The 15,880-nt window shown below is 72.3% G+C and carries 10 protein-coding genes; 8 read left to right on the forward strand and 2 right to left on the reverse strand.

What is annotated here, in order from left to right; translation table 11 throughout:
• Positions 1-49 precede the first annotated feature (49 nt).
• Positions 50-1,921 carry an ABC transporter ATP-binding protein gene (locus IE294_RS34850; RefSeq protein ID WP_189892846.1) on the reverse strand — a complete coding sequence of 624 codons (1,872 nt, stop codon included), beginning with the start codon at positions 1,919-1,921 and terminating at the stop codon, positions 50-52.
• Positions 1,918-3,723, reverse strand: coding sequence for an ABC transporter ATP-binding protein (locus IE294_RS34855; RefSeq protein WP_189892848.1), 1,806 nt, complete (start codon positions 3,721-3,723; stop codon positions 1,918-1,920). Before IE294_RS34855 ends, IE294_RS34850 begins: the two co-directional genes overlap by 4 nt.
• Positions 3,724-3,875: 152 nt before the next feature.
• Between IE294_RS34855 and IE294_RS34860 the strand changes: the two genes are divergently transcribed.
• The 8 genes from IE294_RS34860 to IE294_RS34895 form a co-directional block, all read left to right on the forward strand.
• A complete protein-coding gene (locus tag IE294_RS34860; protein WP_189892850.1) occupies positions 3,876-5,651 on the forward strand; it encodes an ABC transporter ATP-binding protein in 1,776 nt (591 codons plus the stop codon).
• Complete coding sequence (locus IE294_RS34865; protein WP_189892852.1) at positions 5,648-7,411, forward strand: ABC transporter ATP-binding protein; 1,764 nt, start codon at positions 5,648-5,650, stop codon at positions 7,409-7,411. Before IE294_RS34860 ends, IE294_RS34865 begins: the two co-directional genes overlap by 4 nt.
• 337 nt (positions 7,412-7,748) lie before the next feature.
• Positions 7,749-9,800: a M4 family metallopeptidase gene (locus IE294_RS34870; RefSeq protein WP_189892854.1), complete on the forward strand. Its 2,052-nt coding sequence runs from the start codon at positions 7,749-7,751 to the stop codon at positions 9,798-9,800.
• 251 nt (positions 9,801-10,051) lie between these two features.
• Entirely contained in the window at positions 10,052-11,692 is a 1,641-nt protein-coding gene (locus tag IE294_RS34875; protein WP_189892856.1) for a M4 family metallopeptidase, read from the forward strand.
• Positions 11,693-11,763: 71 nt separating this feature from the next.
• Positions 11,764-12,285 carry a DUF1990 domain-containing protein gene (locus tag IE294_RS34880; RefSeq protein WP_189819649.1) on the forward strand — a complete coding sequence of 174 codons (522 nt, stop codon included), beginning with the start codon at positions 11,764-11,766 and terminating at the stop codon, positions 12,283-12,285.
• Positions 12,286-12,375: 90 nt separating this feature from the next.
• The gene (locus IE294_RS34885; RefSeq protein ID WP_359835989.1) at positions 12,376-12,921 is read left to right on the forward strand and encodes a hypothetical protein; all 546 of its coding nucleotides are present in this window, start codon (positions 12,376-12,378) and stop codon (positions 12,919-12,921) included.
• Positions 12,918-13,580, forward strand: a complete 663-nt coding sequence (locus tag IE294_RS34890; protein ID WP_189892858.1) for a hypothetical protein — start codon at positions 12,918-12,920, stop codon at positions 13,578-13,580. The genes IE294_RS34885 and IE294_RS34890 overlap by 4 nt, the downstream gene beginning before the upstream one ends.
• On the forward strand, positions 13,580-15,880 hold a 2,301-nt coding region (locus tag IE294_RS34895; RefSeq protein ID WP_189892861.1), incomplete at its 3' end, for a putative T7SS-secreted protein. The genes IE294_RS34890 and IE294_RS34895, both read left to right, overlap by 1 nt.

Here is a 15,880-nt window from a genome sequence, read left to right on the forward strand (position 1 = left end):
TACCGGCGGGGACAACCGGGTTCCGGCAGGCGCCCGGACGCCGCGCGGGTCAGGCCAGGCTGTCCCGCCATGCCTGGTGGAGGTCGGCGAACCGGCCCGTGCCGCCGATGAGTTCCTCCGGGTGGCCGTCCTCGACGATCCGGCCGTGCTCCATCACCAGCACCCGGTCCGCGATCTCCACCGTGGAGAGCCGGTGCGCGATCACCACGGCGGTACGGCCCCGCAGCACCGTCGCCATCGCCCGCTGCACCGCCCGCTCCCCCGGGATGTCCAGCGAACTGGTCGCCTCGTCCAGGATCAGCACGGCCGGGTCGGCGAGCAACGCGCGGGCGAAGGCGACCAGTTGGCGCTGCCCGGCGGAGATCCGGCCGCCGCGCTTGCGGACGTCGGTGTCGTAGCCGTCGGGCAGGGCGCTGATGAACTCGTGCGCGCCGATCGCCTTCGCGGCCCGCTCGATCTCCTCCCGGGTGGCCTCGGGCCGGCCGAGGGCGATGTTGTCGGCGACCGTGCCGGAGAACAGGAACGCCTCCTGCGTCACCATGACCACCCCGCGGCGCAGTTCCGGCATCGGCAGCTCGCGCAGGTCCACGCCGTCCAGCAGCACGCGCCCGGCGGAGGGGTCGTAGAACCGGGCGAGCAGCTTGGCCAGGGTCGACTTGCCCGCGCCGGTGGAGCCGACGACCGCGACCGTCTGCCCGGCGGGCAGGGTCAGGTCGAAGCGGGGCAGCACCTCGCCGCCGGTGCGGTAGCCGAACCGGACGCCGTCGAAGACGACCTCGCGTCCCGGGAACTCGGTCTTCAGCGGCGGCAGTTCGCGCGGGTGCTCCGGCTCCGGCACGGACGGCGTCTGCGCCAGCAGTCCGGCGATCTTCTCCAGGGAGGCGGCGGCCGACTGGTAGGAGTTCAGGAACATGCCGAGCCGGTCGATGGGGTCGTACAGCCGGCGCAGGTACAGCACGGCCGCCGCCAGCACACCCAGCTCCAGCGAGCTGGACGCCACCCGGTGGGCACCCCAGAGCACGATCCCGGCGACCGCGGTGTTGGCCACCAGCCGGGAGCCGACCACATAGCGGGCCATCTCCAGCAGGGAGTCGCCGTTCGTGCGTTCATGCCGCGCGTTCAGCACGGCGAACTCGGCGTCGTTCGCGGCCTCGCGGCGGAAGGCGCGCACCGGCCGGATGCCGTTCATCGTCTCCACGAACTTCACGATCACCGCCGCGATGGCCGTGGACCGCGCCCCGTACACCCGCGCCGCCCGCCCCCGGTAGAGCCGGACCAGCAGGTACAGCGGCAGGAAGGACGCCACCGCGACCGCGCCGAGGCCGGGGTCGAGCCAGAGCAGCGTCGCCGAGATGTAGACGAAGGACAGGATGACGGTCACCAGCTCCTGGAGCCCCTCGTCGAGGAGTTCGCGCAGCGACTCGACGTCCGTGGTGGAGCGCGAGATGAGCCGGCCCGAGGTGTACCGCTCGTGGAAGTCGACGCTCAGCGCCTGCGCGTGCCGGAAGATCCGCCCGCGCAGGTCCAGCAGCACGTCCTGGCTGACCCGGGCGGAGGTCTCGATGAACGCGAACTGGAGCGCACCGGAGGCGAGGGCGCACAGCAGATAGCCGGCGGCGACCGCGAACAGCGGTCCGTTCCGGTCGTCCCGGAACGCGGGTACGGCGGTGTCGATGGCGTACGCCACCAGCAGCGGGCCCGCCTGCACCGCCGCCTGCTGGAGCAGCAGCAGGAGCGTGGTGAGCGCGACCCGGGCCTTCATGGGCGCCAGCAGCGAGCGCAGCAGGGCGGCGGTGGCGCCGGGCGGGCTGGGCAGGACGTCCCGGTCGAACTGGTCGCCCGGGTCGCCCGCGTCCTGGGGGCGGACCGGTCCGTCGCTGTCGTCGCTGACGGCGGGGGTGGAGGGGGTCGTGGTGGTCAACGGGAGTCCTCCTGTTCCCCGGACATCAGGTGGGCGTACTCGGCGTTCTCGCGCAGCAGTTCCTGGTGGGTGCCGACGGCGGCGATCCGGCCGCCCGAGAGCAGGGCGACGCGGTCGGCGAGCAGCACGGTGGACGGGCGGTGGGCCACGATCAGCGCGGTGGTGTCGGCGAGCACCCGGCGCAGCGCGGCCTCCACGGCGGCCTCCGTGTGCACGTCGAGGGCGGACAGCGGGTCGTCCAGCACCAGGAACTCGGGCCGGCCGACCACCGCGCGGGCCAGCGCGAGGCGCTGCCGCTGGCCGCCGGACAGGCTGAGGCCCTGCTCGCCGACGCGGGTGTCGGTGCCCTGCGGCAGCGCGTGCGCGAAGTCGGCCTGGGCGATGGCGAGGGCCCGGTCGAGTTCCGGCTTCCCCGCGGCGTCCCGGGCGCCCATGAGCACGTTCTCACCGACGCCGGCGGAGAACAGCGTGGGTTCCTCGAAGGCCACGGCGACTCTGCCGCGCAGTTCCTCGCGGGACATGGCGGTGATGTCGACGCCGTTGAGCGTGATCCGTCCGGAGGTCACCTCGTGCAGCCGTGGGACGAGCGCGGTGAGGGTGGTCTTCCCGCTGCCGGTGGCCCCGACGAGGGCCATGGACTCGCCGGGGCGGATGTGCAGGTCGACGGCGGTGAGCAGGGGCGGGGAGCCGGGGGGCGCGTCGGGGTAGCGGAACGACACGTTCTCGAACCGGAGTCCCGGCGCGGCGGCACGGTGCGCGGCGTCCCGCGCCTGCGGGCGAGGGCCCCCGCCCCCGTCCCCGTCCAGTTGGTCCTCCGGCAGCTCGTCCATCACCTCGAAGTACCGCTCCGTGGCGGTCGCCGCCTCCTGACTCATCGCCAGCAGGAACCCGATCGAGTCCACGGGCCAGCGCAGGGCGAGCGCCGTGCTCAGGAAGGCCACGAGCGTCCCGGCGGACAGCTCCCCGTCGGCCACCCGCAGCACCCCCAGCACCAGTGCCGCCCCGATCGCCACCTCCGGCAGCGTCACGATGACGGCCCAGATCGTGGCCAGCAGCCGCGCCTTGCGCAGCTCCGTCCCCCGGAGCCGGCCGGAGAGTTCACGGAAGGCGCGCGCCTGGCTGCGGTGGCGGCCGAAGCCCTTGATGACGCGGATGCCGAGCACGCTCTCCTCGACCACCGTCGTCAGGTCGCCGATCTGGTCCTGGGCGCGCCGCGCCACCCGCGCGTACCGCCGTTCGAAGACCACGCACGTCCACATCACGGGGACGGCGGGGCCGAGGATGACCAGTCCCAGCACCCAGTCCTGGAGCAGCATGATGACCAGGCCGACGAGGATGGTGACGCCGTTGACGAGGAGGAACGTCAGCGGGAAGGCGAGGAACATGCGCAGCAGCATCAGGTCGGTGGTGGCGCGCGAGAGCAGCTGACCGGATGCCCAGCGGTCGTGGAAGGCCACCGGCAGCCGTTGCAGACGCCGGTACAGGCCGGCGCGCATCTCCGCCTCCACGTGCGACAGCGGCCGGGCCACGAGCCAGCGCCGTATGCCGAACAGGACCGCCTCGGCGATGCCGAGCAGGAGCAGGTACAGCGCGCCGAGCCATACGCCCGCCGGGTCGCGGTCGGCGACGGGCCCGTCGACCATCCACTTCAGGACGAGCGGGATCACCAGTCCCGTACAGGAGGCGACGACCGCGACGAACGCGGCGGTGAACACCCGGGCGCGCACGGGACGGACGTACGGCCACAGCCTGAGCAGGGTGCGTACGGCGGAACGGTCGGTGGTTTCACGTGTCGTGGGCATCAACCGCGAGCGTACGGACCACCACTGACAACGCCCACCGAGTTTCGGCCCGACCCCGGCCTGGCTTCGTTCCGGGTTCCGCCGGACGGGGCACCTCGGGGAAAATGGCCGGGCGCGCGCCGAGGGGGCGGGGCGGGCGGATCGGGGGATGGATGATCGACGCGTACGAGGATCCGGGCACGCCCGACACCCGCGGCGGCTGGCGGTTCCTGTGGTGGCTGGTGCGGTGTCAGCCGGGGCGTTCGGTGGCCGGGGCTCTGCTGGGCAGTACCTGGATGGTGCTGCTGGCCGCACAGCCGTACCTGATGGCGCGGGCCGTGGACGACGGGCTGCTGCCGGGGCGGCTCGGGGTGCTCGCCGGGTGGACCGGGGCGATGTTCGTCGTCGGGGCGCTGAACGCCTGGGTGAGCATCCTGCGGCACCGGGTGATGACGCGGGTCCGGATGGACGCCAACTTCCGCACGGTCAAGGTGGTCGTGGGGCATGTGGTGCGGCTGGGGGCCGCGCTGCCGCGCCGGGCCGGGGCCGGTGAGGTCGTCACCATCGGGGTCGGGGACGTGCAGACCCTGGCGTCGGCGCTGACCGTGGTGGGGCCGGGGGTCGGCTCGCTCGTAGTCTACGGGGTGGTGGCCGGGCTGCTGCTGGCGATCTCCGCGCCGCTGGCCGCGGTGGTGCTGCTCGGGGTGCCGGTGATCGCGCTGCTCACCGGGCCGCCGGCGCTGCGGCTCCAGCGGGCGGAGAGCGGCTACCGCGAGCTCCAGGGGGTGCTCACCGCGCGCATCGGCGACCTCGCGGGCGGGCTGCGCGTCCTCAACGGGCTGGGCGGCAAGGGGCTGGTCGCGGACGCGTTCCGGAACGACTCGCGGCGGTTGCGGGCGCAGGGGTACCGGGTGGGCGCGGTGGCCAGCTGGGTGCAGGCGCTCGGGGTGGGGCTGCCGACCCTGTTCCTCGCCGTGGTGACCTGGCTGGCGGCCCGGCTCACCGCGCAGGGCTCCATGTCGGTGGGCGAGTTGGTCTCGGTCTACGGCTATGTGGCGGTGCTCATCGGACCGGTCGCCTTCTTCGTGCGGATGGCCTACGACCTCAACCGGGGCGTGGTCGCCGCGCGCCGGGCGGTACGGCTGCTGCGGCTGGAACCGGAACCGGACACCGGCACCCTGCCGGCGCCCGCCGGACCGGCCGAGCTGCACGACCCGGCGTCCGGGGTGCGGGTGGTGCCGGGCCGGCTGACCGCGCTGGCCGCCGCCCGGCCCGCCGAGGCCGCCGCCGTGGTCGACCGGCTCGGCCGGTACGGGCCCACCGACGCCACCTGGGGCGGGGTACGGCTCGACGCGGTCCCGCTGGCGGACGTACGGCGGCGCCTGCTGGTCGCGGACAACGAGGCGGACCTGTTCGCCGGGCCGCTGCGGGAGGTGCTGGCCGCCGCGCACCCGGCCGACGGGGCGACGCTGCGCCGGGCGGTGTACGCGGCGGCGGCCGAGGACGTGGTCCGGGGCCTGCCGGACGGCCTGGACACGGTGGTGGCCGGGCAGGGGCGCAGCCTCTCCGGCGGACAGCGGCAACGCGTGCGCCTCGCCCGGGCGCTGCTGGCCGACCCGGAGGTGCTGCTCGCCGTGGAACCGACCTCGGCCCTGGACGCCCACACGGAGGCGACGGTCGCCGACCGGCTCCGGGCGGCACGGGAGGGCCGCACCACGCTGGTGACGACGACGTCCCCGCTGGTCCTGGCCCGGGCGGACACGGTCGTGTTCCTGGCCGACGGCAAGGTCGCGGCGACCGGGCCGCACCCGTGCCTGCTGGCGCGGGAACCGGCGTACCGGGCTCTGGTCGCGCGGGACGGCGGGGAGACGGGGGACGCGACCGACCCGGCGGCCTCCGCGGCCACGGCAGGCGCGACGACCCCACCCGCGCAGGAGCCCCCCGCATGACCCCCGGTGCTGCCCTGCTGCCCGTCGCCGGCCGGGCGGCCGTGCGGCGGGCCACGGTGCGGCTGGTGTCGGCCGACCGGTGGGCGTTCGCCGGGGCACTGGGGCTGAACGCGCTGGCCGCCGCGGCGGGACTGGCCGGGCCCTGGCTGGTGGGCCGGATCGTCGACGAGGTGCGGGCCGGGCACGGGGCCGGCGCGGTGGACCGGCTGGCGTCCTGGCTCGTGGTGTGCGCGCTGGCGCAGACCCTGCTGGCCCGCTGGGCGCGGTACGTCGGGCACCGGTTCGGGGAGCGCACGCTGGCCCGGGTCCGCGAGGAGTACGTCGAGCGGGTGCTGGCGCTGCCCGCCTCCGCGGTCGAGCGGGCCGGTACCGGCGATCTGACCGCGCGGGGCACGGCGGACGTGGCGACCGTCGGCACGACCCTGCGGGACGTCGGCCCCGAGCTGCTGGTCGACGCCGTGCAGGCGGTCTTCGTGCTGGGCGCGGTGTTCGCGCTCGACCCCCTGCTGGGGGCGTTCGGCCTGCTCGGTCTCACCCCGATCCGGCTGGCGCTGCGCTGGTACCTGCGGCGCGCCCGGGACGGCTATCTCGCCGAGGGGGCGGCGACCTCGCGGGTCGCGGAGATCGTCGCGGCGACGGCGGCCGGCGCGCGGACCGTGGAGGCCTTCGGGCTGCGGGAGCGGCGGATCGCGGCGAGCCGGGACGCGCTGGAGGCGTCCCGCCGTACCCGTCTGTACACCCTGCGGCTGCGGTCGGTGTTCTTCCCGGCGGTCGAGGTGACGTACACCGTCCCCGTGGTCGGTGCGCTGCTGCTCGGCGGCTGGCTGCACGCCCGGGGGGCGGTCGGGGTGGGCGCGGTGGTGGCGGCGGCGCTGTACCTGCGGCAGTTCACCGAGCCGCTGGACCAGATCCTGATGCGGGTGGAGCAACTACAGAGCAGCGGGGCCTCGTTCGCGCGCGTGGAGGGGCTGGCGCAGGCGCCCCGGGGCGAGGGCGAGGGCGCGTCCGCGGTGCCGGCGGACGACCGGATCGAGGTGCGCGGGGTGCGGTACGCGTACGAGCGCGGCGGTGAGGTGCTGGGCGGGGTGGACCTGACGGTACGGCCCGGGGAGCGGCTCGCCGTGGTGGGGCCGTCCGGCGCCGGGAAGACGACCCTGAGCCGGCTGCTCGCGGGCGTCGACCGGCCCGGTTCCGGCACGGTGACGGTGGGCGGGGTGCCGGTGGCCGGGCTGGCGCCGGAGCTGCTGCGCCGGCAGGTGGTGCTGGTCACCCAGGAGCACCACGTCTTCCTGGGGACCGTGCGGGACAACCTCCTCATCGCCGAACCCGCCGCCGACGACGCCGCCTTGTGGTCGGCGCTCGCGGCCGTGGGTGCCGAGGACTGGGTGCGGGGTCTGCCGGACGGGCTCGACACCCGGCTGGGCGAGGGCGGCCGGCCGACGGACGGTTCGCAGGCCCAGCAACTGGCCCTCGCGCGCGTGGTCCTGGCCGACCCGCACACGCTGATCCTCGACGAGGCGACGGCCCTGCTGGATCCGGCCACCGCCCGGCACACCGAGCGCGCCCTCGCCGCGGTGCTTGAGGGCCGTACGGTCATCGCCATCGCCCACCGCCTGCACACGGCGCACGACGCGGACCGGGTGGCGGTGATGGAGGGCGGCCGGGTGACCGAACTGGGCACGCACGAGGAGCTGGTGGCGGCGGGCGGTGCGTACGCGGCGCTGTGGCGGGCGTGGCACGGGCGGGCACCCGGACGGTGATCCGCCGGCGCCCCGAGCAGTGATCCGTCGCCGCCCCGAGCGGTGATCCGCTGCCCCGAACAAGGGTCCGCTCGCCCAACAGTCCGCATACCGAACTTGAACATCCGGTCAACGGACCATTTCCGGCCAAGTTGGTGACGCGGTCCTGACAAGTGGTGAGATCGCCTGCCACTCTTCCCTGGCCGACTCACAGCAACCCCACAGTTTCCGCACTTCTGTGTGAGCGGCTCCGCACCTGCACGTGGCTTTCGCGTAACGCCTTGTTCTGCCCGGACGCCCCAACCCGCCGTCCGGTCTCCCCGGCCGCGCGACCCGCGGTCACGCAGAAGGAGTCAGTGTGAGAAGCAATTCCTCTCGCGGACGCACCTCCCACACCTCGCACCGCCACACCGCGCACCGCCGCACCGCCACCGTCGCCCTCGCCGGTGTCGCCGCCCTGATCGCCGCCGCCGTCCAGTCCGGCGCGGCCACCGCCGCCCCGGCGGCGCCGCGGGCCGGCCAGGCCGACCCGGCCCACGCGGCGGTCGGGCTCACCCCCGCGCAGCGCGCCGAGCTGATACGCCACGCCGACGCCGGCACGGCCGCCGCCGCCCGGCAGATCGGCCTGGGCGCGCAGGAGAAGCTGGTCGTCAAGGACGTCGTCAAGGACGCCGACGGCACGCTGCACACCCGTTACGAGCGCACGTACGGGGGTCTGCCGGTGCTCGGCGGGGACCTGGTGGTGACCACCGCCAGGTCGGGCAAGACCATGGACGTGATCCGGGCCACCGACGCCACGCTGAGGGTCGCCGGACTCACCCCGGCCGTGTCGAAGGCCGCCGCCGAGAAGCAGGCCGTGCAGCGGGCGAAGGCGCTCGGCGGGACCAGGTCGGCCGCGGACAGCGTCCGCAAGGTGATCTGGGCGGCGAGCGGCAAGCCCGTGCTGGCGTACGAGACGGTCGTCGGCGGCCTCCAGGACGACGGCACCCCGAACCAGCTGCACGTCGTCTCGGACGCGGCCACCGGCAAGAAGCTCTTCGAGTACCAGGGCGTCAGGAACGGCATCGGCAACACCCAGTACAGCGGGCAGGTCACGCTGACCACGACCCAGTCGGGCTCGGCGTACACGCTCACCGACGGGGCGCGCGGGGGCCACAAGACGTACAACCTGAACCGGGGCACCTCCGGCACCGGCACCCTGTTCTCGCAGACCAGCGACACCTGGGGCAACGGGACCACGTCGAACGCGGCCACCGCGGGCGCGGACGCCCACTACGGCGCCGCGGTCACCTGGGACTTCTACAAGAGCGCGTTCGGCCGCAGCGGCATCAGGAACGACGGCGTCGGCGCCTACTCCCGTGTGCACTACGGCAACGCGTACGTGAACGCGTTCTGGGACGACAGCTGCTTCTGCATGACCTACGGCGACGGCTCCGGCAACGCCAAGCCGCTGACCGCGATCGACGTCGCCGGCCACGAGATGAGCCACGGCGTCACCTCCAACACCGCGAACCTCAACTACAGCGGGGAGTCCGGCGGCCTGAACGAGGCGACCAGCGACATCATGGGCACCGGCGTGGAGTTCTACGCCAACAACTCCTCCGACGTCGGCGACTACCTCATCGGCGAGAAGATCGACATCAACGGCAACGGCACCCCGCTGCGCTACATGGACAAGCCCAGCAAGGACGGCGCGTCCAAGGACAGCTGGTACTCGGGCATCGGCGGCGTCGACGTGCACTACTCGTCCGGCCCGGCGAACCACTTCTTCTACCTGCTCAGCGAGGGCAGCGGCGCCAAGGTGGTCAACGGCGTCAGCTACAACTCGCCGACGTCGGACGGGCTTCCCGTCACCGGCATCGGCCGGGACAAGGCGCTCCAGATCTGGTACCGGGCGCTGACCACCAAGTGGACGTCCACGACCAACTACGCGGGCGCCCGCACCGGCACGCTCGCGGCGGCCGGCGAGCTGTACGGCACCACCAGCGCCGAGTACAAGGCGGTGCAGGACGCCTGGGCGGGCGTCGGGGTCGGCTCGCGCTCCGGTGGCGGGGGCGGCGGTACGTCGTACGAGAGCACCACGCCGGTGCCGGTGCCGGACAACGGCGCCGCCGTCACGTCGGACATCACCGTCTCCGGCCGCAGCGGGAACGCACCGAGCAACCTCCAGGTGAGCGTGGACATCACCCACACCTGGCGCGGTGACCTGGTGATCGACCTCGTCGGCCCGTCGGGCACCGCCTACCGGCTGAAGAACTTCAGCTCCTCGGACTCGGCGGACGACGTGAACGAGACCTACACGGTCAACGCCTCGGCGGAATCGGCCAACGGCACGTGGAAGTTGCGGGTGCAGGATCAGGCCACCTACGACACCGGAACACTCAACGGCTGGAAGCTGACCTTCCCGTAAACCGCACGCCACGGGCCCGGGACCACGGGGCTGTCCGGGGGCCGTGGTCCTCGGACAGCACCCGGTTCATCTGCCTGCAATGTTTCTCGGACAGTTGATTTTCAGCCAACATCACGTCAGGGGCCTGACATGTACGCGTCCTTGATGTCACTCTCTCTCCACCCGCCGCAGCAGCACAGCAACTTCACAACGCCACACATTCCGGCCAGTAACCCCACACTGCCCGGACTCCCCCACGAGAAGGAGCTTCTGTGAGCCCCCTCTACGCGCGTCACAAGCGCACCACTCTGGCCATCGCCACCGCCGTCGCCGCCGGAGCCCTGCTCGCCACCGGTGTCACCACCAGTGCCACCGCCCAGCCCGCGGCCAAGCCGCTCGCCGCCGCCCCGACCGCGCTGTCCGCCGCTGCGCGCACCACCCTGATCCAGCAGGCCCAGGCCGACGCGGCCGGCACCGCCCGGCAGATAGGCCTCGGCACCCAGGAGAAGCTGGTCGTCAAGGACGTCGTCAAGGACGCCGACGGCACCGTCCACACCCGCTACGAGCGCACCTACGCGGGCCTGCCGGTGCTCGGCGGCGACCTGATCGTCCACACGGCCAAGTCCGGCAAGACCCAGGGCGTCACCAAGGCGACCAAGTCGGCCATCAAGGTGGCCTCGCTCAAGCCGCAGATCACCGCCGCCAAGGCCGAGAAGCAGGCGGTGTCCGCCGCCAACACGCTGGGCTCCGCCAAGGCCACCGCGGACGGCGCCCGCAAGGTGATCTGGGCCGGCTCCGGCAAGCCCGTCCTCGCCTACGAGACCGTCGTCGGCGGCCTCCAGGACGACGGCACCCCGAACCAGCTGCACGTCATCACCGACGCGGCCACCGGCAAGAAGCTCTACGAGTACCAGGGCGTCGAGACCGCGACCGGCAAGACGCTGTACTCCGGCACGGTCACGCTCAACTCCGTGCAGTCGGGCTCGACCTACCAGCTCACCGACAGCGCGCGGGGCAACCACAAGACCTACAACCTGGCCCGCAAGACGTCCGGCACGGGCACCCTGGTGGCCAGCTCCACCAACGTCTTCGGCACCGGTACCGCCTCCAGCTCCTCCTCCGACCAGACCGCGGCCGCCGACGCCGCGTACGGCGCCGCCGAGACCTGGGACTTCTACAAGAGCACCTTCGGCCGCAACGGCATCAAGAACAACGGTGTCGGCGCCTACTCCCGCGTGCACTACGGCAACGCCTACGTGAACGCGTTCTGGGACGACAGCTGCTTCTGCATGACCTACGGCGACGGCTCCGGCAACGTCGACCCGCTGACCTCGCTGGACGTGGCCGGCCACGAGATGAGCCACGGCGTCACCTCCAACACCGCCGGCCTGAACTACAGCGGTGAGTCCGGCGGCCTGAACGAGGCCACCTCGGACATCTTCGGCACGGGCGTGGAGTTCTTCGCGAACAACTCCGCCGACGCCGGTGACTACCTCATCGGCGAGAAGATCGACATCAACGGCGACGGCACCCCGCTGCGCTACATGGACAAGCCCAGCAAGGACGGCGCCTCGGCCGACTACTGGTCCTCGTCCGTCGGCAGCAAGGACGTGCACTACTCGTCCGGCGTCGCGAACCACTTCTTCTACCTGCTGTCCGAGGGCAGCGGTTCGAAGACGATCAACGGCGTGACCTACAACTCGCCGACCTACAACGGCGCCGCGGTCACCGGCATCGGCCGCGCCAAGGCGCTCCAGATCTGGTACAAGGCGCTGACCACGTACATGACGTCGACGACCAACTACAAGGCCGCCCGCACGGCGACCCTGAACGCGGCGTCCGCGCTGTACGGCTCCGGCAGCGCCGAGTACAACGCGGTCGCGGCGGCCTGGACGGCGGTCAACGTCAGCTAGTCCGCGCCGGCTCGTGAGGGGGCGGCACCCGGGAAGCGGTTCTTCCGGGTGCCGCCCTACCCTTGTGACCCATGTCCTCGGCGCCCTTCACCTACGAGCCGGTCGGCGCGACCCGCGACGATCTCACCTTCTGCCCGCCCGGCTTCCACCCCATGCTGGTCCGCACCCGCCTCGGCGAAGGCCAGGAGGTGTTCCAGCGGGCCGCCGAGGCGGTCCTGACTTGGGAGATGCACCGCGCGCTGGGCGTCGGCATAGACGCCGGCGCCGACCGCGCCGCCCCCGGAACCGACGTCACCGTCACCCTGGCCGGCGTCATCAAGGCCCCCTGCCGCATCATATGGACGGCCGAGGAGCACCGCCGGGCCGGCTGGGCCTACGGCACCCTCGAAGGCCACCCCGAGTGCGGCGAGGAGGCCTTCGTGGTCGACCGCACCGGCGACGGCACGGTCTGGCTGACGGTGGCGGCCTTCAGCAAGGCCGCCAAGTGGTACGCCCGCGCGGGCGGCCCGGCGACCCGCGGACTCCAGCACGCGTACGCACGACGCTGCGGGGCGGTACTGCGGAGGCTGAGCGGGGGGCTGCCCGAGGCGTGACCGTTCACGAAGGCCGAGATCCGGTCGTCCTGTTGACCGGACCCCCGCTCCGCGTTGCGATCCAGAACGTGGTGGTGTGATGATCCGGCCGTGAACGATCACGGGGGCGATGCCGGACCGCTGGCGAAAACGCCGAGGTCACGGCTGTACGACTCTATGAACCCGGTCGCTACGGACCAGCGGCACACAACCGCACCGGAGGCGTCCGAAGGCGTCGCTTTGCCCGAGCGTGGCGCAACGCAGGCCGAAGCCGCTGAGCGCGGGCGGCATGAATTCGCGGCCTTGCTGGGTGAGTTCCGGCGTACCGCGGTGCTCGTACCGGTGGACCAGGATGGCGCGCCCCTCACGGCGGACTTCGGTGGTGTGCGCTGGTTCTACGCCTTCTCGAACGAGGGGGCGTTGGCGCGTTTCGCCCTCGCGCGGGGTGAGGGTGACCGGGAGTGGTCGTATCAGCGGTGGCTGGGGGCGCGTCTGCTGGACGCGGCGGTCCCGGCGGTCGGGGTGCCGTGCGGGGTGGCGCTGGACTGTGCGGACGGGGAGGACGGGGTGGTCTTTCCTCCGGTGCGCGGGATCGTGCCGGACGAGGTGGCGGTGGACGTCGACGAGGTGGCGGTGAACGAGGGGGACGGACGGTGACCGGGGGCGGCGGCAAGGATCTGACGACGCAGGGACTCGGCCTGATCGCCCAGGGCCTGACCGAGGCCCTGGGGGAGTTGAAGGAACTGGGCATGGTCGGCGAGGCCGGTGCCGGGCGTGGTTTCTCCGACATCGCCCTGTCCGGGCTGGAACTGGGCCACGAGGGGCTGACGGACGAGTTCACGTCGTTCTGCGAACGCTGGGAGTGGGGTGTGCGGTCGCTGGTCAACGAGGGCAACGGCTTCGCCGCGAAGACGGGCCTGGCGGCGGGCACGTACTACGAGACCGACCAGTACGTGGAGGGCACCTTCAAGATCGTCACCAACGCGGCCGTCGGCAATCCGTACGCCTCCGAGGAGGACGTGGAGAAGACGGGCTGGGGTGACATCGTCTCCTCCGGTGCGTACGGCGGGGACGTGGACTACAGCAAGGAGTCCTTCGAGCAGGCCTGGGACACCAGCAAGCAGGGCTGGAAGGACGCCACCCGCGATGTGATGACCTCCCGCACCCTGGGACCGGTGCCCGGGGTGAACCCCGAGAACCTGCACAGCGCGCTGGGCATGTCCGACGAGCAGTACGACCGGCTGGTGGACGACGTCTCCGGACCCTCGCCCGAAGCCCGCGCCCAGGCCGCCGAGCAGCAGGGCGGTGAGGGCTGATGGGGGTCTTCGGTGACATCGGCGACGGCCTGAACAGCGCCCTGGGCTACGGCGAACACCTCTACGACGAGGGCAAGAAGAAGCTCGGCGAGGCGGTCGACTACGGCACCGACAAGCTGGGCGGGGCGCTGGACTACGTCGGCGCCCACGACTGGGCCGACACCGTGGAGGACTGGGGCGACGGGGTCGCCTCCGACCTCGGGGCGACCCCGGGTGAGCAGCAGCTCGGCCAGAGCGAGGAGGCCAACGAACTCGTCCACGGCAGCCCGCAGAAGATCCGTGGGAGCGCCAGGCACCTGCGGGACTTCCACGGCGCGTTCGACAAGGTCAGCCAGGGGCTGAAGAAGGTCGACTCCTCCGGCTGGAAGGGCGAGGGCGGGGACGCGTTCCGGGAGAAGTTCGCCGTGCACCCCGCCAAGTGGGCGCAGGCGGCCGAGGCGTGCGGCACGGCGGCAGCCGCTCTGGAGTCGTACGCCGACACCGTCACGTGGGCACAAGGGCAGGCCAAGGAAGCCGTCGAGCTCTACAAGAAGGGTGTGAAGGCGTCCAAGGACGCGGTGGAGGCGTACAACAAGAAGGTCGACGCCTACAACGCCAAGATCAAGACCGAGGAGGACCCCGGCCCGAAACCGGAGCCCTTCCAGGACCCGGGCAAGGCCGACATCCAGGCCGCGCACGCCAAGCTCGCCGAAGCCCGCAAGCAGCGCAACACCGCGGCCTGCGAGGCCCAGGGCAAGGTCAAGGCCGCCCTGGCCCACGCCCCCGCCGAGCCCCCGCCCCTGAGCCGCCTCAAGGACGACTTCACCGACCAAGCACTCTCCACCGGCATCGAACTGACCCACTTCGCCGGCGGCGTGGCCAAAGGCACCGCCGGGCTGGTCAACTTCGTACGCGGCCTGAACCCCGCCGACCCCTACAACCTCACCCACCCCGCCGCCTACCTGCAAAACGTCAGCATGACGCTCTCCGGCCTGACCTCCACCGCCGCCCACCCCGAACGCACCGCGAAGACCATGTGGGACGAGGCCCGCAAGGACCCCTCCGAGTTCGGCGGACGCCTGCTGCCCGAGGTGATCGGCACGAAGGGCGCGGGACTGGCCCGGGGAGGACTGCGGCTCGGGCTGAAGAAGGGCGCGGAGGAAGTCGCAGAGCAGGGAGTACGCAAGGGTGCCCGGAACGCTGTCGAGGAGGGCGCGGAGGATGTGTCCCGGCGCCCGGTCGACAAGGTCTGCGAGAAGGACCCCGTCGACGTCGCTACCGGCCGGATGCTGCTGCCGCAGGTCGACGTCGCACTCCCCGGCACGCTGCCCCTTGTCGTCAAGCGCCAGTTCGAATCGTCGTACCGGCTCGGTGGCTGGTTCGGTCCGACCTGGTCCTCCACGCTCGACCAGCGCCTGGAAATCGACCCACAGGGCGTCGTCTACGTCGGCGAGGACGGCCTGACACTCGCCTACCCGCACCCGGCCCCGGGCCTGCCCACCCTGCCCACCCACGGCCCACGCTGGCCGCTGGACCGCACGGACGGCGGCTATACCCTCACCGACCCCGAGACGGGCCAAGTACGGCACTTCGCCGACCGCTCCGAGAGCCTGGCGGTACTCGAACAGGTCGACGACCGCAACGGCAACTGGATCACCTATGAGTACGACATCACCGGAGCACCCAGCGCTCTCACCCACAGCGGCGGTTATCGCCTGCTGGTATCGACCGCCAACGGTCGTGTCACCGCGCTGCGCCTGGCGGGCGCGGCGGCGGACGACATCGGCCGGGAACTGATCCATTACGACTACACCGACGGCCACCTCACCGAGGTCGTCACACCCCCCGGCCACCCCACCCGCTTCGAGTACGACGAGCGGGGTCGCATCACCTCCTGGTCCGACACCAACGACAGTCACTTCACCTACGTCTACGACGACGAGGACCGCTGCACCCACCAGTCCGGCGCCGCCGGACACTTGGCCTCGACTTTCACTTATGCGCCAGCGGATCCCGGCACCGGTGAGCACAGCACGACCGTCACCGATTCACACGGCCACACCACCCACTACCTGATCAATCGCCGGTGCCAGGTCATCGCCGAGACCAACGCTTTCGGCGCCACCACCCGTTACGCCAACGACCGTTACAACCGCCTACTGTCCGCGACGGACCCGCTGGGCCACACGACGACGTTCGAGTACGACGCCGTCGGCAACCTCACGCGGGTGGTCCGCCCGGACGGCCGCGAGGCACGAGCGGAGTACAACGGCCTCGGCCTGCCGCTGAAGGTCGTGAACCCGGACGGCACGGTGATCCGC

Origin of the sequence: Streptomyces canarius, assembly GCF_014650735.1 — a bacterium.
In the GTDB taxonomy this organism is placed as follows: Bacteria; Actinomycetota; Actinomycetes; order Streptomycetales; family Streptomycetaceae; genus Streptomyces; species Streptomyces olivaceoviridis.